Annotated in this window: 19 protein-coding genes; 9 read left to right on the top strand and 10 right to left on the bottom strand. The window is 48.4% G+C overall.

Translation table 11 applies throughout. From position 1 onward, the window contains the following. Positions 1-178: 178 nt before the first annotated feature. Positions 179-1123, top strand: a complete 945-nt coding sequence (gene ylqF, locus BZG81_RS12580; protein WP_025744796.1) for a ribosome biogenesis GTPase YlqF — start codon at positions 179-181, stop codon at positions 1121-1123. A gap of 67 nt (positions 1124-1190) precedes the next feature. Here the strand turns inward: ylqF and BZG81_RS12575 are convergent, their stop codons facing one another. The 4 genes from BZG81_RS12575 to nrdD all read right to left on the bottom strand — a co-directional run bounded on the left by BZG81_RS12575 (position 1191) and on the right by nrdD (position 7256). Further along, positions 1191-3182 (bottom strand): methyl-accepting chemotaxis protein, encoded by a 1992-nt coding sequence (locus BZG81_RS12575; RefSeq protein WP_077677543.1) that lies wholly within the window; start codon positions 3180-3182, stop codon positions 1191-1193. A gap of 165 nt (positions 3183-3347) precedes the next feature. Continuing rightward, on the bottom strand, positions 3348-4532 hold the full coding sequence (locus tag BZG81_RS12570) for an amino acid aminotransferase (protein WP_077661306.1): 1185 nt from the start codon (positions 4530-4532) through the stop codon (positions 3348-3350). Positions 4533-4606: 74 nt separating this feature from the next. Next, on the bottom strand, positions 4607-5104 hold the full coding sequence (gene nrdG / locus BZG81_RS12565) for an anaerobic ribonucleoside-triphosphate reductase-activating protein (RefSeq protein ID WP_077661307.1): 498 nt from the start codon (positions 5102-5104) through the stop codon (positions 4607-4609). A 10-nt stretch (positions 5105-5114) separates the two neighbouring features. Then, the gene (nrdD, locus tag BZG81_RS12560) at positions 5115-7256 is read right to left on the bottom strand and encodes an anaerobic ribonucleoside-triphosphate reductase (RefSeq protein WP_077677542.1); all 2142 of its coding nucleotides are present in this window, start codon (positions 7254-7256) and stop codon (positions 5115-5117) included. Between the two features lie 284 nt (positions 7257-7540). Here nrdD and BZG81_RS12555 point away from each other — a divergent pair, with 284 nt between their 5' ends. From BZG81_RS12555 to BZG81_RS12545, 4 genes are all read left to right on the top strand, one after another. Beyond that, on the top strand, positions 7541-8464 hold the full coding sequence (locus tag BZG81_RS12555) for an endonuclease/exonuclease/phosphatase family protein (protein ID WP_158011847.1): 924 nt from the start codon (positions 7541-7543) through the stop codon (positions 8462-8464). A 120-nt stretch (positions 8465-8584) separates the two neighbouring features. Then, positions 8585-8728 carry a hypothetical protein gene (locus tag BZG81_RS15625; protein ID WP_158011801.1) on the top strand — a complete coding sequence of 48 codons (144 nt, stop codon included), beginning with the start codon at positions 8585-8587 and terminating at the stop codon, positions 8726-8728. A 95-nt stretch (positions 8729-8823) separates the two neighbouring features. Beyond that, on the top strand, positions 8824-9141 hold the full coding sequence (locus BZG81_RS12550; RefSeq protein WP_077460778.1) for a hypothetical protein: 318 nt from the start codon (positions 8824-8826) through the stop codon (positions 9139-9141). A gap of 132 nt (positions 9142-9273) precedes the next feature. Beyond that, positions 9274-10068 (top strand): DUF2797 domain-containing protein, encoded by a 795-nt coding sequence (locus BZG81_RS12545; protein WP_077677550.1) that lies wholly within the window; start codon positions 9274-9276, stop codon positions 10066-10068. Positions 10069-10131: 63 nt separating this feature from the next. Here the strand turns inward: BZG81_RS12545 and BZG81_RS12540 are convergent, their stop codons facing one another. Beyond that, positions 10132-10563, bottom strand: coding sequence for a hotdog fold thioesterase (locus tag BZG81_RS12540; protein WP_077677549.1), 432 nt, complete (start codon positions 10561-10563; stop codon positions 10132-10134). A 193-nt stretch (positions 10564-10756) separates the two neighbouring features. On the opposite strand from BZG81_RS12540, the gene BZG81_RS12535 reads away from it, so the two are divergent. Then, positions 10757-11557: a M48 family metallopeptidase gene (locus tag BZG81_RS12535; RefSeq protein WP_077677540.1), complete on the top strand. Its 801-nt coding sequence runs from the start codon at positions 10757-10759 to the stop codon at positions 11555-11557. 158 nt (positions 11558-11715) lie between these two features. Next, a complete protein-coding gene (locus BZG81_RS12530) occupies positions 11716-13239 on the top strand; it encodes a sensor domain-containing diguanylate cyclase (RefSeq protein WP_077677539.1) in 1524 nt (507 codons plus the stop codon). Between the two features lie 98 nt (positions 13240-13337). Here the strand turns inward: BZG81_RS12530 and BZG81_RS12525 are convergent, their stop codons facing one another. The 3 genes from BZG81_RS12525 to BZG81_RS12515 all read right to left on the bottom strand — a co-directional run bounded on the left by BZG81_RS12525 (position 13338) and on the right by BZG81_RS12515 (position 16499). Beyond that, positions 13338-13787 carry a PAS domain-containing protein gene (locus BZG81_RS12525; protein WP_021023812.1) on the bottom strand — a complete coding sequence of 150 codons (450 nt, stop codon included), beginning with the start codon at positions 13785-13787 and terminating at the stop codon, positions 13338-13340. 4 nt (positions 13788-13791) lie between these two features. After that, positions 13792-14793 carry a response regulator gene (locus BZG81_RS12520; RefSeq protein ID WP_077576957.1) on the bottom strand — a complete coding sequence of 334 codons (1002 nt, stop codon included), beginning with the start codon at positions 14791-14793 and terminating at the stop codon, positions 13792-13794. Between the two features lie 119 nt (positions 14794-14912). Next, positions 14913-16499 (bottom strand): hypothetical protein, encoded by a 1587-nt coding sequence (locus tag BZG81_RS12515; protein WP_025744561.1) that lies wholly within the window; start codon positions 16497-16499, stop codon positions 14913-14915. 287 nt (positions 16500-16786) lie between these two features. On the opposite strand from BZG81_RS12515, the gene BZG81_RS12510 reads away from it, so the two are divergent. Continuing rightward, positions 16787-17935 (top strand): fatty acid desaturase, encoded by a 1149-nt coding sequence (locus tag BZG81_RS12510; protein WP_077460782.1) that lies wholly within the window; start codon positions 16787-16789, stop codon positions 17933-17935. Between the two features lie 80 nt (positions 17936-18015). On the opposite strand, the gene BZG81_RS12505 is transcribed toward BZG81_RS12510, so the two are convergent. Beyond that, positions 18016-18993 (bottom strand): CobW family GTP-binding protein, encoded by a 978-nt coding sequence (locus tag BZG81_RS12505; RefSeq protein WP_077677538.1) that lies wholly within the window; start codon positions 18991-18993, stop codon positions 18016-18018. A gap of 227 nt (positions 18994-19220) precedes the next feature. After that, positions 19221-20435, bottom strand: coding sequence for an RNA-guided endonuclease InsQ/TnpB family protein (locus BZG81_RS12500; RefSeq protein ID WP_077677537.1), 1215 nt, complete (start codon positions 20433-20435; stop codon positions 19221-19223). 23 nt (positions 20436-20458) lie between these two features. On the opposite strand from BZG81_RS12500, the gene tnpA reads away from it, so the two are divergent. Further along, a complete protein-coding gene (gene tnpA / locus BZG81_RS12495) occupies positions 20459-20872 on the top strand; it encodes an IS200/IS605 family transposase (RefSeq protein ID WP_077677536.1) in 414 nt (137 codons plus the stop codon). Positions 20873-20953 lie beyond the last annotated feature (81 nt).

Here is a 20953-nt window from a genome sequence, read left to right as displayed (position 1 = left end):
AAATTGCGCACGTAGTCTATTAGGTGAGAGTAGCTATTTCGATACCGCGCGTTGTCATCGATAATCCAGAACACCTCAGCTTTTCTCATCGATACCGTTAAGTGGTATGATGCGCGCCATTGTCGCGCCACTGACTTGTATGACGTTGGCGCATTCGCATCAGCAAGGTTGTACAAACATGGTTAACAACAAGATCCAGTGGTTTCCGGGCCATATGCACAAGGCTCGAAAGGAAATCGAAGAAGTCGTCCCTAAGATCGATGTGATCATCGAAGTGCTCGACGCACGCATCCCCTTTAGTAGCGAAAACCCTCTGATCCGCACACTGCGTGGCGACAAGCCAGTGATCAAAGTACTGAACAAACGCGATCTTGCCGATCCGGCTATGACAGATATTTGGATGGCCCACTTGGAGCAAGAGCAAGGCGTTTCAGCAATGGCGATCACCACGCAGCAGCAAAGTGAAGTCAATCGAATCATGGAGCGGTGCCGCGCACTGGCCCCTCATCGCGAAGCCATGGGTAAAAATATTCGCTCAATGATCATGGGGATCCCTAACGTAGGCAAGTCCACCATCATTAACAGCCTTGCCGGCCGAGTGATTGCAAAAACAGGCAACCAGCCCGCCGTGACGCGCCAGCAGCAACGGATTAACTTGCAAAACGGCGTAGTGCTCTCTGATACACCGGGAATTTTATGGCCAAAGGTTGAGAACCCACATAGCGGTTTTCGTCTCGCAGCAACCGGCGCTGTGAAAGATACAGCAATGGACTACGACGAAGTGGCTTTTTATACCGTGGAGTACTTGGCGAGTGCCTACCCCGAGCGGCTACAAGAACGCTATCAGCTTGATGTATTACCCGACACAGACATTGAGTTGATGGAAGCGATTGGTGCCAAGCGCGGTTGTCTGCGCGCGGGAGGGCGGGTTGACTTRCACAAAGCCTCAGAAGTGCTGTTGCATGATTTACGCGCCGGTGCGCTAGGTGGCCTCACGTTAGAGAAACCGGACATGATTGAAACCGAGCTGGTGCAGGTTGAAGAAGACAACGCCCGTCGAGAGGAAGAAAAAGCCGCTAAAAAAGAGGCCCGTCGTAAGCGTTACCTCAAAAACAAGCGTTAATACAGCCAGTGACATGACAACCAGTCTCATGCCAAAGGGGCATTCGGCTCCTTTGGCAAGGATGCAGCTAGACTTTAAATTGCCCCACTAATTGTTGCAACGCCGTATTTGCCGCTTGTAAATCATGTGCACGCTGCTCGGTAGTTTGCCCATGTTGATGCAGCTTAGCGACGATATCACGGATAGACGTCATGGTTTGACTAATATCTTCAGTGACCTGGCTTTGCTCGGTGGCAGCCGTGGCGATTTGCGTGCTTAGCTCGTCAACCTGCGTCACTGATTGGGTCATGGTTTCAATCCGCTGCTCAACCTGTTGGCTACTCTCTGAAGATGAAACACACTGCTCTCTCGTCTCCTGCATAGATTGACTGGCCTGTGTCACAGCGTCACTGACCTGTGCCAACATCTTATCGACTTCACCGGTGCTCTGTTGCGTCCGCGAGGCGAGGTTTCTCACTTCATCCGCGACAACCGCAAAACCGCGTCCCTGGTCGCCCGCCCGAGCCGCTTCAATCGCCGCATTCAAGGCCAGTAAGTTAGTCTGTTCTGCAATATCACCAATCACGCCGAGAATCGATTCAATTGCTTTAGTATGCTCTCGCATTTGCGCGACTTTTTGCTCACTGGTTTCCACGTTATCGACAAGGGCTAAGACACTGCGTGTCGATGCCTGCGTCTCTTCACGCGCTTGCTGGGCTTCTGATTGCATCTGACGCGTGACATCATGGCTTTGATTAACGTTTTCCGCGACATCAGAAGCAGAGGCACTTAGTTGATTAATCGCGGTAGCAACGCCTTCTGTTTCTCTTACATGGGCATCTAATGTCGATAAGGTTTGGCTAGCATCATGACTGATTTGCTCAACATAGTTCGAACAGGTTTGATTTGCGCTCATCACTTTCTGCACTAAGTCTTGCAAGTACGCGATGAAGTCATTCACTGAATGAGAGATGCTATCCAGCTCATCATTACCTTTTGTCGGCAATCGTAGTGTGAGATCCGCATCGCCTGAGGATAAGCTATCCACATTTTGCTTAAATGTCGCAAATCGGCCATGAAGTCGTTTAAACGCAATGAGCATGACCACGAGCAATAAGCCGATCAGAGGTAACTGGATCCAAGCAAGGGTGGTGAGAATTTTATCGCTCAACGCCGTGAGTGCCGAGGTTGGCTTGGCAACGACCAGCGTCCATGGCGTACCAGAGACTGGCGACAGCAATAAAGTTTGCTCCTGGTCTTTACCTTCAAAGATCAAACGCTGCGTCTGTTGATTTAGAGCCGTATCAATAGCCTTGGCGAAAGGCGTGTTGAAACGTGAGACCGATTTAAGTACATCGTCACGCGTGAAACCACCACGGCTTTGGCTAAGGATCTTGCCATCGGATTCCACAATGGCAATGTTGGCATCTAAGGCTTTTTGCTTTTCCGCGACCAATTGATTAAAAAAACCAAGCGTGACATCAATGGTTGCTACACCATATAAATTGCCTTGCTGATAAATCCCCATGGCACAATTGGTACGAGGCTGAGCGCTGGCACCATCTTTATAAGCATTGGCCCAAACGCATGCTCCCCGAGGCGCATTTTGACCCGCACGATGCCAAGGTTGGGTGTAATAATTTGGGGCCTCGTCGCTATTCCAGTAAGTATTCTCAACTAATTGTCCGCTGTCATCACGGTGATAAAAGGTAGAGGCGCGATCAACGCCCGCGAGGCGTTTATTAGGTAGTGGCCATATACCGCCTCCAAATACCAGAGGGTTGCCGTACTGATCAATAAGGTGCGGTAGTTGGGTATCGATTTRGGCGCTGGTTAAGGTTGGGATAAGTTGCGTAATGGCGCGCTGCTGCGCTTTTACTTCACGAAGAGCGAAGGTAATATCGCGACCCACTTCATTCAGGTTAAGCTTAAGTCTTTCTTCTCCCTCTTTTTTTAGCGTCGGTGCAATCCATGTCTGTATGCTAAAAACAGTCAGGATCGTCGCGATCAGTAAAAAGACGATCAATCCGATACTGTATCGACCTTGTATGGTGGCAAACGGTGATCGAGTCGGTTGCATGAAAATATTCCCTATTTACGAACAGCTCAGCTACTCACATCACCATACTTTTGTGTACCAAGAAAAGCGTGGGGGAGCATCACATTATGTGTGCACGATTATAAAAAACCCGTCGTACCGAAGTACAACGGGCGTATGCTAATGCCTTTATGTAATTATCATTGTTTATGACGTCACATCCACCAGCGCATCGGCCAACCTATCGATATGTCGCTCTGCCAGGCCAGCAATGTTTATCCGGCTATCTCCTACCGCATAGACGCCGTGTTTGTCTCGCAACTGATGGATCTGCTCACCAGTCAAACCAAGTACGGAAAACATGCCACGATGGTGTTGGATAAAATCAAAATAACCGTCACCTGTGCGATCGCGAAGGGCTAACGTCAGGCCTTCTCGTAAGGCATTAATGCGGGTGTTCATGGCTTTAATTTCATTGCGCCATTGCTGCGTAAGCGCATCATCCGTCAAAATGGTTTCGACAATTGCGGCACCGTGATCCGGTGGCATGGTATAGGTGCTGCGCGCCAGTTGCATGATGCGCCCTTTCGCATTCTGCGCTTCTTGGGCAGATTTACCCACCACAATCGCCGCGCCTGTACGTTCTCGATACAAGCCAAAACTCTTAGAGCAAGATGTCGCAATTAATAGCTCTTCAACATTATCGGCTAAAAGACGCAAACCCCGAGCATCTTCTTCTACCCCATCACCAAAGCCTTGATAGGCAATATCAACAAAGGGGGTAAATCCGTTGCGATTTGCAAGCTCTGTGATCGCTTCCCATTCCTTCAGGCTTATATCAGCACCTGTGGGGTTATGACAACAACCGTGTAACAATACCACATCGTCGGCGCCCGCCTGTGATAAGGCATTCAGCATGGCATCGGCATCCACCATTTTGGTCTCACGATTAAAATACGGATAGAATTTCACCGTCAGGCCTGCCGCTTCCATCACCGGCTTGTGATTCACATAGCTGGGGTCTGTCAACCATACGGTGGTCACCGGCTTCGCGAGATTCATCAGATCGGCCAGCATACGCAGCGCCCCACTTGCGCCTGGTGTTTGCACGGCGGCACAACGGTCATATGCGTCCGTCCCTTTGAGTAAGAGATCGACCATAGCTTGGTTGAAGTTTTCATTGCCGGCCAGGCCAACATAGGCTTTCGTTTGCTGAGTTTGCGCTAGGGATTGTTGTGCCGCTTTAACGGCTTGCATAATTGGCGTTTGACCATGACTATCACGGTAAACGCCAATGCCTAAGTCCATTTTATGCTCACGCGGATCGTCACGATAAGCCAGTGACAAAGAGAGAATGGGATCCTGCTGGGCAGGCGAGAGCAGATCTAACATAGTAATACGTCCTTTTAAGCCTGGATGCTCAAGATACGCTATACCCTACCCCATGCGGGAAAATTGGCAACCTCTTACCCGCGATTCTCTTGTCGATGTTGCGCACGCTCGGACAGAAAGTGTACGCATTGGTTGGCACTCCCCCGCCATACGAGGTTTGGATCGGCCTCTGCTTGGATAAATTTGCCGTCGATCAACACATCAATCAACGCCACCACCTCTTGCTGCTCAGAGGATAATTGTTCCAGCGTGTAGCCTGTCCACAACCAAATGTCTTTATCCGGGGCACTTAACACCACCTCTTGTAACAATTTTTTTACACTGTCGAGGTTAGCAGGATGCAAAGGATCGCCACCACTTAACGATAAACCGCGCCGCGGGATCCGTGTATCGAGAAGATCACGAATGATCTGATCTTTAATCACATCAGTGAAAAGGTGGCCACTTTTCAGCGGCCATGTGGCTTTGTTATAACAGCCTCGACATTGATGCTCACAACCTGAGACAAACAAAGTGCAGCGCGTGCCAGGCCCATTGACAATATCGACCGGGATATACTGGTGATAATGCACGATATACTCCCTACATATGTTTAACGCGGCGGATCACTTCTTGCTGCTTACCTGGGTTAAATGGACGTGTATCCGGGCTACCCAAATAGCCACAGACGCGACGAGTCACCGACACGCGCGCTGGGTCGTGATTACCACATGCCGGACAGGTAAAGCCTTTGCTGGTGCAATCAAATTCGCCGGTAAACCCACATTCATAGCATTCATCGATCGGCGTATTGGTGCCATAGTACGGCACGCGATCGTAGCTATAATCCCAGACGTTCTCCAACGCTTCTAAATTATGCTGGATGTTGGGATACTCGCCATAGCAAATAAAGCCACCATTGGCTAAGCGTGGATAGTCCATTTCGAAATCGATTTTATCGTAAGGTGTGACTTGTTTTTCCACGTCGAGGTGGAAGCTGTTGGTGTAATAGCCCTTATCCGTCACCCCTTCAAGCACACCAAAGGCTTGCGTATCAAGCTGGCAAAAACGACTACAGAGGTTCTCACTCGGGGTGCTATACAAACTAAAGCCATAGCCTGTTTCTTCTTTCCAGCGCTCGGTCGCATCATGCAAGTAGGCGACAATCGCTTTCGCTTTCTTTTGCTTAACCACGCTGTCGTAAAGATGCGGCGTGCTGCCATAAAGGGCATTAATCGTTTCGTGTAGGCCAATATACCCTAGCGAAATCGATGCTCGGCCATGTTTGAAAATCTCACTGACTTCATCATCTGGGTTAAGGCGGATCCCACATGCACCTTCCATATATAAAATGGGCGCCACGCGGGCTTTTACCCCTTTAAAACGCGCAATTCGAGTATCGAGTGCCTGACGAGCAATATTTAACGTTGCATCGAGGCGCGCATAAAAGGCGTCTTCATCCCCTTCTGCTTCAATCGCCAATCTGGGTAAATTGACACTGACCACGCCCAAGTTATTCCGCCCTTCATGGATCAATTCGCCGTTTTCTTCATAGTCACTTAAGAAGCTTCGGCAGCCCATCGGAGTTTTAAACGAACCGGTGACCGATACAACTTGGTCATAATTGAGAATATCGGGATACATTCGTTTTGAGGCGCATTCAAGCGCAAGTTGCTTGATCTCATAGTTCGGATCGTCAGGCTGTCGGTTTAAGCCCTCGCGAATGCAAAAGACCAATTTAGGGAACACAGCGGTTTTGCGATTTTCGCCCAAACCGGCAATACGGTTGGCTAAAATAGCACGTTGTACTGCACGCGCAGACCATGATTCACCGAGCCCTAACCCAAACGTAACAAACGGGGTTTGCCCATTGGCCGTATGTAAGGTGTTTACCTCATACTCCAGCGATTGAAACGCATCAAAGCACTCTTTATCGGTTCTTGCTCGCGCATATGCCTCGGGCTCAGCAATGGCCCACTCTCGCGCCACAAGTAAATGTTTTTGGTAGCTTGCTTCAACGTAAGGCGCTAACACCTCATCAATACGATTGATGGYGGTGCCACCGTATATATGACTCGCCACTTGCGCGATAATTTGTGCCGTCACCGCTGTGGCGGTCGAAATCGACTTAGGCGGGGCAATTTCTGCGTTCCCCATTTTAAAGCCTTTTTGCAACATGCCGGCTAAGTCAATCAACATGCAATTAAACATGGGGAAGAAAGGCGCATAGTCTAAATCGTGGTAATGAATTTCGCCGGATTCATGGGCGCGGACAACGGCGCTCGGTAGCATGTGCTGTTTGGCGTAATGCTTCGCCACAATGCCCGCGAGTAGATCGCGTTGCGTCGGAATAACTTTGCTGTCTTTGTTGGCGTTTTCATGCAGCAACTCGGTGTTCGTTTGACCGACCAACCCTTGTACCTCATGATTCAATCGCCCTCGGCGCTCTCGTGCAATGTCTCTATCGTGGCGGTATTCAATGTACGCGCGCGCGACCGCTTTATGCGGGCCAGCCATAAGCACATCTTCTACCGCATATTGGATGTGATCGATATCTACTTCGGCATCGCCAGCAAATTGCGTCGCAATGGTATCCGCTAAACGACGAATCGCCTCATCAGTCAATGGGCATGATTCAACGTCACGCAGCGACTGCGCTGATTCTCGCGCACACGTCACCGCCTGAACGATACGATCTGCATCAAATGGGACGCGTGTTCCGTCGCGCTTAATTACCGCTGGCATATGCCCTCCACACCATATATAGGATTATAAAAACATCATAAACACAAGATGTGGCATTAGATAGCAAATGCGGGATCGATTGTGTTGACTCAGATCATCGAACTTTCGAATAACCAAAGTCGGCCGTTTAAACGCCTATCTGTTCTCCAGTTTGCTGATCTGTATTGTTGCAATTRTTAGCGAAAATCAAACCTTGTCCGCAATTTGATCGCGAACTCACCTACACGTTGAATATTTGCAGTAGGATCACGGTGAAAAGCAAATGATTAAGGTAAGGGGCAATCGTGCTTCGACGCGTCGGACTGTTGGTGCTGCTAGGGCTATATGTTGCCCCAAGCTATGCACTCACGGTAGCAACATGGAATTTTGAATGGCTAACCTTAAAGACCGATCAACGGGCTGGTATTCGCCATGAAGAGGATTACCTACAACTCGCGGCCATATTGGCGCAGATCTCTCCAGACGTGTTGGCATTTCAGGAGGTCGATAGCCCTGAGGCGCTAGCCCGTGTGGTACCAAAAGAAAAATATAACTATTACTTTTCCGACCGTTACGCCGCACTCAAATCCTCTTCTCACAGTCAGCAGCTGACTGGCATCGCCGTGCGCAAAGGTTGGCAGGTGGACGATCGGAAGGATTTTCGTGAGATTGCCTTACCCGGACTGTTTGGACCCCCTTCTTTGCGTTATGGCGCCTATGTGGTGGTCACGCCTCCTGGCCATGCACCTATTCACTTGTTATCCGTTCATCTCAAGTCGGGATGTTTTCACCAACGCCAAGGCACAAGCAGCTGTAAAAAACTGAGTCAACAATTCAGAGCGCTCGCGGAATGGCTCGCGGATCGTGATGATAAAAACGTTATCATTGCCGGCGACTTTAATCGCTACATCGGGGAAAATAATGATCCATTTTGGCATACATTTAACGCTCATCGCCTTGAAATCGAGGCCAATCCCCCCAACATCGTCAACGTCACCAAAAACGTGCGAGCACGCTGTAAAGCACGTCGTTACAACTGGCGTACTCAAACCTGGAACCAGGTGATGTACAGCCGCTTAGTGGATCATGTTTTGGTCTCTGAGCCTCTTGCAGCCCAATGGCAGTACAGTTTTCAGTATCAGTTTGACTACCACAAGGTAATGACATACCGGCTCAGCGACCACTGCCCGATTGTTGCGCACTTCGACATTGAGTCGGCGTCGAAATAGATTGACCCAATCGCAAAAGGTTGAGAAGGTCGTAATGCCGCTAGGAATGTCATGGTATTGACACAGTGAGCCGTTAGCCTTGCTATATGTGATGGGTTAACGATCACTCAAGGAGAAAAAATGAACAGTTTACAGCATCAGGTTATCCCAACAGATGATGACCTGTTAGCCGATTATCTTGATGATACATCGGCGTATCATCGCCCCAACATAGCGGGCCACAATGATGTCTTTAGTGATGATATTGAAGACGCCACACGCTAGTCTGATTGCCTCAGCGTTAATTTAACTTCACGCTGACAACGCGTCATCCTACCCTTGTTACGTTGTCAGCAAATCCACCGACGTGTCGATATATTATGAAAAAAGCTCTCTCTGCGGTGCTGTTATGCGCCTCTTTTCTGTCTTTTCAAGCCCTTGCGGCCCCCGAACTGATAGCCAAATCAACCCTTGATTTTGGTGACTTCGAAAAAACAGCGAATGTCGAGATCGAGGGCAATATTCAAGACGATGTACTTCGTCTTGTTGAGCGTGGAGTCAAAGAAGAAGAAGCTGACTACTTTGTGATTAACCAAGTCAGTGAAGATACCCACAAAGAGGTATTGATCGTGTCGGTGACCCTCTACCGTGAGTTCACTACTGACAATCAAAAACGCTTTGAGAATCGGCTCGGATAAGCATGGAATGATAAGAGAGGTAGGTACGAGTGCGTCCCAGCGTCGACCTACCTAACGCTTTAGGCTTTCCTTTGTTACACTTCTGCACTTTATAACGATAAGAGCAATGTTGTGATTGGAACCTTAAATAAAATGCGCACCGAAGCAGGCGCATCCGTGCAGTATTTTCTCCGTGTCGGTGAGCAAGAACTACACCTTAACCCGCTACTGGGCCACACGCTCACCCTGACACACACTGGCAATATCTTTTGTGATGCGTGTGGTCGAAAAACCAAAAAAAGCTATTCACAAGGTCACTGTTATCCCTGCATGAAGAAGCTAGCGCGCTGTGACATGTGTATTATGAAGCCTGAAACCTGTCATTATGCACAAGGGACATGCCGGGAGCCTGAATGGGGCGAGCAGTTTTGCATGACCGACCACATCGTGTATCTCGCCAACACGTCTGGGCTAAAAGTCGGGATCACACGCGCGAACCAAATGCCAACCCGCTGGCATGATCAAGGCGCCACGCAGGCCTTGCCAATCTTCCGTGTGAAAACCCGCCATGTATCTGGCCTGGTTGAGGTGGCAATCGCTAAACACGTTGCCGACAAGACTAACTGGCGTGCGATTCTAAAGGGGGACAACGACGTACTTGATTTACCAACAGAAGCGGAACGCCTCACCCAGGCCATTGCATCCGAGCTTGCTGATATCCGTTTACAATTTGGTCAAGATGCCATTGTGCCGGCTGAGCAAGACGCACTGACATTTAGTTACCCTGTCACTGAACACCCAACCAAGATAAGCTCCCACAACTTTGATAAAAATCCGCACGTAAGCGGTATATTGAAAGGAATAAAGGGCCAATATTTGATTTTCGATACTGGCGTGATCAATGTGCGTAAATTTACCAGCTATGAAGTCACGGCTTCGCACGAGTAACTGACACTTGGGATTTCCCTAAAACCGTGCAAGGCTACCCACAGACTTGCACGGCGTCTGCTTTTATCGGTGTGCTTTWTCWGTCAGCACCGCCATCGTAAGACGGCTCACGCATATATCGCGGCCGCGTTCATCTTGGAGGGTAATACTCCAAACTTGCGTGGTTGCCCCAAGATGAATCGGGCGTGCGACCCCGGTCACTGTGCCGTGTCGCATCGCGCGTAAATGATTGGCGTTAATATCGAGGCCGACGCAGTATTTCCCTTCAGGCACACACATATTAGCGGCGAGTGATCCCAAAGTTTCAGCCAACACCACCGACGCACCGCCGTGCAACATGCCCAGCGGTTGATGCGTATGCGCGGCAACCGGCATGGTGCCTGTTAAGCTGTTGTCATCAAACGCCGTATAAATAATCCCTAAATGCTCAACCAAGGTATTCGCCGATGAGGCATTTAGCCCCGCGAGCGACATGTCTTTTTTCCAAATGCTCACCATGTCTCACCTATTATTCATTCAATAACCGCTAACGGTTGCCCTGATGATCAACGTCGACTAGCGCAACACGAAGAAAGCAGCACCGTAGACGCCGGGGCGATAAGACAGTACATTACCTGTACTAACTGAGCGCCGTTCACGGCATGCTTCGGTCACGCCCATGTTAGGTAAAACGATACAGGAAACAATCATGCGACGCRCGGCCCACACAGTCATTCTGTCTATCTGCTTCATTCTCACACTTACAGCCTGCTCAAATTCACCCACAGGCCGGAATCAGCTTTTGCTCTTTTCTGGCAATCAAATGGCTGACCTAGGCCAGCGTTCATTTGAGGAAATGAAGCAATCCCAGCCAATCAGTCAGGACAAAGCCGTGAATACGTACGTACAGTGCGTGACCCAAGCGATTTTAAAAGTGGTTCCGCCTCAATCAAATTTTTCCGAATGGGAGGTGGTGGTGTTCGACAGTGAGCAAGTGAATGCGTTTGCTTTACCAGGCGGAAAAGTAGGCGTCTATACCGGCCTACTCAATGTCGCAGAGACGCCCGATCAATTAGCAGCGGTTATTGGTCATGAAATTGGTCATGTGTTAGCCGATCATAGTAATGAACGTCTTTCTCGCTCTCAACTTGCCGCACTGGGCCTAACGGTTACCGGTATGTCTCTATCAGATAGCCCTCATGCCGCCATGGCAATGGCAGGTTTAGGACTTGGTGTGCAAGTCGGTATTTTGCTGCCCTATAACCGCGCGCAAGAATCAGAATCGGATAAAATTGGCCTACAGCTGATGCATCAAGCCGGTTTCAATCCGAGTGCCAGTGTCGACCTATGGCGCAATATGGCCAAAGCGTCTGATGGCGCACCACCCGAACTGCTCTCGACGCATCCGTCTCCCAACACTCGCATAAAAGCACTCGAGTCAGGTGTGTCTCGCTTGCCTAACGTCCCTCACCGTATGACAGCCCAGTGCCAACGCCCGCGTACAAACTAATCATATGCAAACATTGTATTAACAAAGTGAATTCACTCACAAAGGCACTATCTATCGTGACTGATAATCGATGAAGCACAGTAACCCCTACCCTTGTCACACAAATCATTAACCTTTGTGTTACGCTTAGCCTAGGTTTTAGTGGGTAGTGATTCTGTGTGATTAAGCAGTCTTTCATCTTTTTGATTTGCATGCTATGGGCGCCGTTTACGTTAGCAACGTCACAACCCCATGCAGATTTATTTGATCAGATGTTTGAAAAACATGCACTGGTCATGATGCTAATCGATCCTGATAAAGGCGATATTCTTGCTGCTAACACAGCTGCCAGCGAATTTTATGGGTATTCGCGTGATACGCTGGCGCAAATGAACATCACAGAGATTAACGATTTATCCCCTCAATCGGTTGCAGAAGAACGAAAGCTGGCAGCATTAGAAAAACGTCGTTATTTTGTGTTCCGTCACCAGTTAGCCGATGGCTCAACCCGTACCGTTAAAGTCTCATCGGTTCCGGTTTCTTATCGCGGCAGTCCAGTGCTTTTTTCTATCGTCACCGACATCAGTGAATTTCGCGCCACACAAGAATCCTTGTGGCATTACCAAAATCGTCTAGAGCACATGGTTGATGAACAAACTCAACAGCTTGAAAAACGCACAGACCACCAACTGATTGCGACTTCACTGGTTATTATCTTTCTCGGTGTGATGTTGACCACGATGTGGCTGGTGTTACGCAAAAAACGCCGCACCGAATATGAGTTACAACTTGAACGTGGTCGTCTCGATGAAATTATCCGTGGTACACATGTAGGCACGTGGGAGTGGCACGTCCCGAGTGGTCAGCTGGTAGTGAATGATCGCTGGGCCGAAATCATCGGATACAGCCAAAAAGCGCTTGCTCCGATCACGATAGAAACATGGAAGTCACTCTGTCACAGCGAAGACTATGTCCATGCTCAAGAGAGAATACATTCAGCCTTTGGTGACTTAACGCCAAACTATGAATGTGAGTTCAGAATGCTGCATAAAGAGGGTTTCTGGGTCTGGATATTATCGAAAGGCAAGGTGATGGAGTGGGATCGGAGCCATAATCCAGTCCGGATGGTTGGTACACACCAGGATATTAACGAAACCAAGCGTTTGTACCTGCAGTTTGAACACATGGCCCATACAGATACCTTAACAGGTGCCCTCAATCGAATGGCATTCAAACAACGCGCCGACCAAGCACTGGTCCAAGCTCGGCAGCAAGGTGCGCACTTTTCTTTACTTTTTATTGATTTAGACGGCTTTAAAGCAATTAACGATACCTACGGCCATGACGCAGGTGACAGCGTACTCGTGGAAACCACAAAACGCATGAGTAGTAGTATTCGCAATTCTGATACGCTTGCTCGCCTTGGTGGCGATGAATTTGCCGTATTGCTCGAATACACCAGCCATCCAGATGACGCGGGGCGCGTGGCTGAAAAAATAATTGCCGGTTTAAGCCAGCCCTTTCATGTCAATAACAATCAAGAAGTCACACTCTCAGCGAGCATAGGTATTGCCTGTTACCCTGAACATGGTGAATCGTTTGAGTCGTTATTAAGTTGCTCGGACGCCGCCATGTATTATGCAAAAAGGACATTAAACGGCGGCATTTTTGCGTACTGTGATCCCAAACGAGACACGATTTGACCTTAAAAGCTCGCTCCACCTCAAAAACAAAAATAAGCCTTATCTAAAAAATCGAGTCGCAACCAGTAATTTCGCTATGATGACGCGCAGTACTTACTCTATGATGACGCTATAGCTTTAGGGCTTTGACTCGCTAATGCCTCATTGGTCACATCTTGAATCGAAATAAACATATGATTCACTTCACCACGCGTATTGGCCATCGGATGCATGGTGATATTTTGGTACATAAACGGTAACTGTCCGGTAATCGGGCGCACATGACGGCAGCGAAACAAATAAGGTCGCTGTTGCCAAACAATGAAACTGCGACACCGTAATTCGAAAACCGGCTGAGACTTGGCGCGAAACCAGGACGCATTGATCTCGGGAAACACGTCGAACAGCGAACGACCTTGTACATCTTTCGCATGTTTGCCGCTATGGTGGATCATAAATCCGTTCCACATTTGGATGTGAAAATCGCGATCGAGTACGATTAATCCCATATCGATATGCTGCACCATATCTAGCATCCAATGGAATTGATCAAAATCTTGTGTGCTCATTCCATTACTCCTCATCCATCAGGTACGCTAACTTGGCATCCAGTAGCGGTAGTGATTCATCCAACAGCAGCAATAGAAGATCGCATTTTATCTCGGTACCATCAATCTGATAACTGACCTCAATGGTCACTGTTCGCTTCCATGAACCCTTCATCGCCGAGATCAATTGGTCAACGTCAGCATGTTGTCCAAGTAAGGCCGGATAGCTTTGCGAAAACTCTAACGCCGCCTGATCGCCCAGTCCGCGGAGAAAAGCGCTGATTAAAATGTTGCTCACATCCACAAGGAGCTCTAATTCATTATCCACCGATCCGTCGTCTGGGTAGTCGAGCAGTTGGATCATTTCAGTAATACTCGAGTCACTGATCAACATCAGCGCTTCACCAGCGATCCCTTCACCACTAAAGCCTTGGCACACTCCATTCATGGTGTTGGACTGGGCCAGATGGCGAATCGTCATGGTTAATTCAGTCACCTCAAACACATTGACTTGCGGCAAAGGCATATGGACAAACACACCGCAGTGCCGGGCGAGTTTATCCGCCGCCTGGCCCATGGCAATGTTCACGACTTCCATATAAATATCACGACGGCTCAGTTTTTCGTGCGACGTTTGCGCACGCTGGGTATCTAAAGTGGATGTATTAGGCAAATAGGCTTTGATTAACGCATCGACCCGCTCGCGACTAATCGGCTTTTTAACAAAGTCTTTCGCGCCTCGCTCCAACACTTGCTGCTGTGCTAATGGCTGGATATCACCCGACACCACCACAACCGGAGTGGTCATGCCCGCTTTTTGCATAGCCTCTAACGTTTGATAACCGTCTAATTCTGGCATGGTCAAGTCTAGAAACATGATGTCAATCGGCTGACTGTTGAGCACGTCGAGTGCCACTTTACCGTTTTCAGCAAAGTGCACGTCAGCATCGAGGTCTTGAGGCAAGGTTCGAGATAGCTGTTTGCGCGCCAGGGCAGAATCATCGGTGATCAATATTTGTTTGGTCAAAAGCCTCTCCTTTTCGACTTCTTAGCTGAGACTATGGCAGCGTGATCACTGTAAGCATAAACCAAGTTCGCCAGGTATGAGGTCGAACCCGTAAAAATCACTGAGATTATTTGAGATCGCTAAGGATTCACGTTTGATTGCGTGACATCGTGTTCGCACAGATAGCTCAGCCGGTCGGGGCGAGTCATCAGCATCGGGGCATGCACGTAGAAATGACGTAAACAGGTTAAACACAGCTGGACGCATTGATAGACTTTTTCACGGATGGTCTCAGGATCGTCATCAAACTCCCCAGTTAACAAGGCACGCCAATCCTCGGCAAGCTGATCAATCATAGCAAGGTCCGTCTCTTGCTCGATAATATGCGTCAGCGCCGCTTTTATCGGGACAATGTCTTCACTGGCAGCAAATATATTGCGTAACGCAATAATCACATCCATCAAGGCATCTTGTGTGACCGGTTTTTTTGCTGCCGCATAGAGGCGAGACATGGCCAATCGAATCCCGCTGGAATCGGTATCATCCACCAGCATGCTCCAACGCTCAATATCCACTAAGTCTTCATCACCAATTGCCACAGGATCGCTGGTTTCCGCTACGGTGCTAAAATCTTGTCGTCGGTTGTCCAATGAAAATGGATCAATACGCCACACCCACTCTGGCGCGACAAATGCCTTATGTTGGCCAAGATAACAAAGCGCCATGCATAAAATGATATTCAGCTCGGTAGTTTGCTGCTCGCCCTCGGCATCCAGAACCTCCTCGGGCCAATCATCGTCTTCAAGAAAGTCGCCAAAGTTGATCGCAAATGCGTAGCCAGACTCTAACATAAAGCCATTATTCCGGCGCTTCGCCATCAGCCCCGCCGCTTGTAAGACATATTCAGCAATACCCGGGGTGTAGCGCCGTACACTGCCCCATTTGGTATCGAGTTCGGCCAAATTCGTGAGCGCCGCATTACGAAATCCTACAAACATGGGAATATGCGCGACCTCACCATCGGCAAGGCTGCGTGCCATGTCTAACATCTCTTGGACGGTAGTCACGAAACGGTCAGCACTGACCACGCCACGTATCCGCATTAAGTCATAACTATTGACCAAAATGGAGACAGGGAGACTGGCTAAACTCACCATGCCGCGATGTCCGGTGGCATCTTTATAGTCACCACACGTTTGTTGTGGCTCTTTGCCAGTGGTGGTGAATAATCTTGATAAGGCAGGATCGGCCGCCATCCGCTTTTGCACCAACTTACTGATAGGGAATTGCTCAATAGCTGCGGTCAGGTAACCTGCTCCCCGATAAAAAAGGTGCGGGCGTTGTCCCGCCTTAATCAGAAACAAGGGATACAGCTCACCGGCCAGTTGGCAAAATGCACTGGTCAAGGGGTCGGCGGTGGTGATCCGCGTGGCGAGCTCTCCCCCTTGTTGTGCCCGCCACACATTAAAGACATGACGACCATTTTGCATCACATGGGGGAGGCGATAAAAAAAAGATTGTTCACTTTCTCCCTGGTCGACCGCGGATACCCGTAGCTGACGGCACAGCTCGATATACTGGTTCAGCGTGTCTCGCTGGATCCGGCTTAGTCCGAGTTTCTGCATTAAAATTAAGCGGCCTTCGGCCTCTGTGACATTCAAGATGTAACTCACCACACGGTGGCCCATCGCCTTCACAAAGTGCGGTATGGCCGGATAGGACATCATACTTCCTAACCTTTCGTGAATAAGGAACACGTATACATATCGGCACACATCCTAAAAACTATAAAAATCAAAAAAGCGTCAAACCAACAACGCCAACGAGCGAATAGGCCATGGCATCCTCCCAACGCTTTCCCATGTTTACCTAAGTATAGCCATTTCAATCATTAATCTTTCGATGACAAACCCAGAAACAATTTTGCGCACAAAGGGGATGACGAGGCCTTGACCAATTGATGACCCCCATCTATTCTAGCGTACAAGTGTACGCTTAAATAAAGATAAGAGTTATGGAAACCAAAACGACAACCTCACCGCCACAAAAACCACGTTTGATTTGGCTAAATATCAGCGTATTTACGCTCACGTTTTTCATCGCAGTCATTGGCACCCCGCTTTGGGCTTGGCACCATGGTTTCGATTGGATGCAGATCACCGCACTGATTGTCGCCTTTAGTTTTTGTGGGCTGTCGATAACGGCAGGCTATCACCGCTTATGGGCCCACAAAACTTATCAAGCCCATCCGGTCCTGCGGTTTATTTTTGCCATTGGGGGCGCGTTTGCACTCCAAAACAGTGCCCTTCATTGGTCATCCGATCACCGTATTCACCATCGTCACGTAGATGACAACGATGTCGACCCTTACTCGGCGAAACGCGGCTTTTGGTTCTCGCACCTAGGCTGGATGTTACGTGAATATCATCCCGACCGTTATGGTGATTACAGCAATTGTCGTGACTTGCAAAAAGACAAGATCGTGATGTGGCAGCACAAGCACTACTTGGCCCTGACACTGGCAACCAACTTTGGTTTTCCTATCGCGTTTGGCGTGATTCACGGCGATGTGTGGGGGGCCATTTTACTGGTCGGCTTCACACGATTAGTGCTCAGCCACCATACAACGTTTTTCATTAACTCCTTGGCCCACGTATGGGGAAGTCAACCGTATACCGAGAAGAATACAGCCCGCGATAATGGTGTTTTAGCCTTTATGACCTTTGGTGAGGGGTACCATAATTTCCATCACATCTTTGAGAATGATTACCGCAACGGCATTCGCTGGTGGCAATTTGATCCAACGAAGTGGTTAATTAAAACGGCCTCTTGGCTTGGGTTGGCTGAAAAGCTGCGTGTTACGCCGGAAGAAAAGATAGAAAAAGCACGGGCGACAATGCAGCTTCAGCGTGCAACGCAAAAGCTAAGCAATAAGCCCAATGCCGCGCATCGCTTGCAAATTCTACAACAAGAATACGATACCTTGGTGGCGAAGATGGCTGATTACTACACGCTCAAAAAACAATTACTGGCATTTGAACGCGATAAATTCCGCGAAAAAGTAGAAAAGGCCGAGTTAAGTCAGCAATATCAAGATTTGAAACTGCGTTTTCATCAACAAAAACGCAGCTGGCAAGTACTCACAGCGAAATACGCCAGCTAACCCAACGTCATCGTCAACGTCGATAAAAATCGGTCAGTGATACTGACCGGTTTTATTGTCATTTTCTATAACGGCGTGATTTATTCGGCCGGCGGCTCGAGAAACGAAAGCAAGATGGTTTCTAACTCATCCCACGGTAAGGGTTGGATATCAATCACCTCAATCCGTGACTCTGCCGTTTCAATCGACATGGGTGTGACGGTGACAACCTGATTGGCAACGTTAAACGCAAAAAATCCCTCTTCGGTGTTTACCACCGCCTTGATTCGCTGAGCATTGAGATTGCTAAATAACCCATACAAGGCATCAAAGGGAAAACAACAGTGCGCGGCAAATAACCAACCACAACTGACATAGCCCTGCCCCTGATTTTCTTTGCGGGTAAAAATGTCATCTGGACCCAACGCAAGCGTGGTCATCGGCTCAGCATTGCTGTGATGATGGTGATAATGCGCTTTGCGATCTTGCCGAGGTAGCGAAAGCCATGCCGTCTCGAGCGCGCCGTGTTCAACGCCAGTCACCAAGCTTTTCTTGCCATCAAACGCCGCGACATAATCATAAAACGTTGCGATTTGCCCTTCAGTACACTGATCGAGCTTGTTGGCGATCACCACATCCGCTAACGCGATTTGATCGTGAAAATTCTGATTTTCACGATAACGCACATCGTCAATGCAACGCGGGTCCACCAAGGTCATCGTCGCGTGTAGCGACAAATGGGTATCGAAAGGCGGCTGGGTAAGCTTACCGATAATATCCTTAGGATGACCCAGCCCTGTCGGCTCAATTAAAATTCGATCCGGCTTTTGCGCTAATAGCGTATTCAAGCCTACCGTCATAGGCAACCCAGCGACACAGCACATGCATCCCCCCGGCACCTCCTTCACCAGCGCACCTTGCTCAGAGAGGATCGCACCATCGACACCCACTTCACCAAACTCATTGACCAATACCGCCCAGCGCGCTTGCTCAGGTTTATTCGCCAGCAAATGACGAATGGCAGTCGTTTTGCCCACTCCAAGAAAGCCAGTGATGATGTTGGCTGCTACGTGACTCATTGCTTTATCCTGCTCGTTATCTGCATCGACGTAGTGTAACGGATCGCGAAAAAGTCGTCGCCTATTGGTAATCATGCACTGAAAAGCCCCATTTCCCATCCAGTCAATTACACAGAAAGTGATGAAATATCATGCACTCACTGAACGTGGTGATCATTGCTGATAAAAGCTTGATGAACAACTCCCACTAAACGCTGCGCGTTTTGAAGGAGTTTCAAAAAGAAAGCCTAAGCTGCCTCTTTAGGCTGGTTCCCAGCCTGAATACCTAACGCCCAGTTTAAATTAACTTGCGCACTGGCTACATCTCGGGGCTTCTCACAGCCACAATCGCATGAGTGCCAGCGATCAGCTAAGGTTTTTTTCTTCTTAGCTCCGCAGTCTGGGCAGGTTTGACTTGGCTTAACTTGCTTTGTTGGTACTTCAACGTATTCGCTACCAGCTTCTTCCGCTTTATAGGACAGCAAATTAAGAGTCATGGCTGGCGCGGTATTCAGGATTTCCCGATTCAAGCCAGCCTTTTGTTTTACGTTCTTCCCATGCTTCTCAGCAGTCCCTTTGGCGGTGCTGGTCATGTTCTTAACGGTTAGTTTTTCAGTGGCAATTAATGCCGCCACTTTCACTAACTTTGCAGTTTCTTTATGAGTAAAATCGAGTCGTTGACGGGCGATTTTTTGGTGCAATTTAGCAATTCTGTGCTTCAGTTTGCGATGGGCGCGAGTCCCCCTTTTTGCTAACGCAAGGTCGCGTTGCAAAGACGCTAGTTGATCTTTGCTGTTTCTCAGGTAGCGAGGGTTTTCGACTTGCTCAAAATGACCATCTTGATCGATGGTCGAAAAATAATGAGAAACACCCCAATCAAGACCAATGGCTTTAGTGCCACACTGTCTTTCAATGGAATCGTATTCCATTGAAACCGAGATAAACCACTCACCATTCTTGCGAATGATCTCGGCAGTTTTTGGCTTACCGCCAGCGTTTCTGGCTTTGCCTCGGATCTTAACGATGCCGACATTAGCCAGATAAACTGCGCCATGTTTTTTCTCTTTTAGGTGAAGTTTCCATCCATCACCATGCGCTTTGTAACCCCAGCCTTTAAATCGTTGAAATGGCTTAAATCGTGGAAAGCCAGCTTTCTTATCACCTTTCTTTAAACGGCGAAAAAACCCGTCAAATGCCAGTGCAACCCGCTTTAATGTGACTTGTTCACTCTGAGCATTGGCATTGAAAATGCCATGCGCTTTGCGAGTGTTGCGCCAGAGAGTATTAATTTTGCACTGCTCTGAAAAGCTAAGGCCATAATCAGAATTGCGGTAAGTTTCGATGCGATCACGTAAAGCCCAGTTGTACAACTGGTGATGATGCACAAACAAATCCATCAGCGATTCTTCTTGAGAAGCAGATGGTTTTAATTTGAATGTGACTTTACGGATTGCTTTTTTCATACAACTGATTATATTTAGTTATTATGAAAAAACAAGCTCTAAACACGCTTTATCACAGCGTTTATAACATTCACTACCATTTAGTTCTTGTGACTAAATATCGCCGTCATTGTATCACGCCAGAAGTTGCTGCGTACTTAGAGTCTCAGTATAAAAGATTACTGGAAACTTGGGGTTGTGAACTCTTGGAGTGCAACGGTGAACCAGATCATCTTCACCTTTTGATTTCTGCGAACCCCAAAATACAACCAAGCAAAATGGTGAACAGCTTAAAAACTTCCACATCAAGACTTGTTAGAAAGGAGTTTTCTGAGTACTTGGGTAAGTTTTACTGGAAGCCAGTTTTTTACAGCAGAAGTTATTGTCTGGTTAGTTGCGGAGGTGCGCCACTTGAGATTGTGAAGCAATACCTAGATCAGCAAGAAGGGTTTGATTAAAGCCACCACTTCGTGGTGGTGCGCCTTTCACCACCACCTAAATTAATTTCGCTTAGGCTCATTAGATTTAGATGGAGCACT

This window comes from Salinivibrio sp. MA607 (genome assembly GCF_001996245.1).
GTDB lineage: Bacteria > Pseudomonadota > Gammaproteobacteria > Enterobacterales > Vibrionaceae > Salinivibrio > Salinivibrio costicola.
The sequence above is the reverse complement of the archived record's forward strand: the minus strand, read 5'-3'. Positions and strand labels throughout refer to the sequence as shown.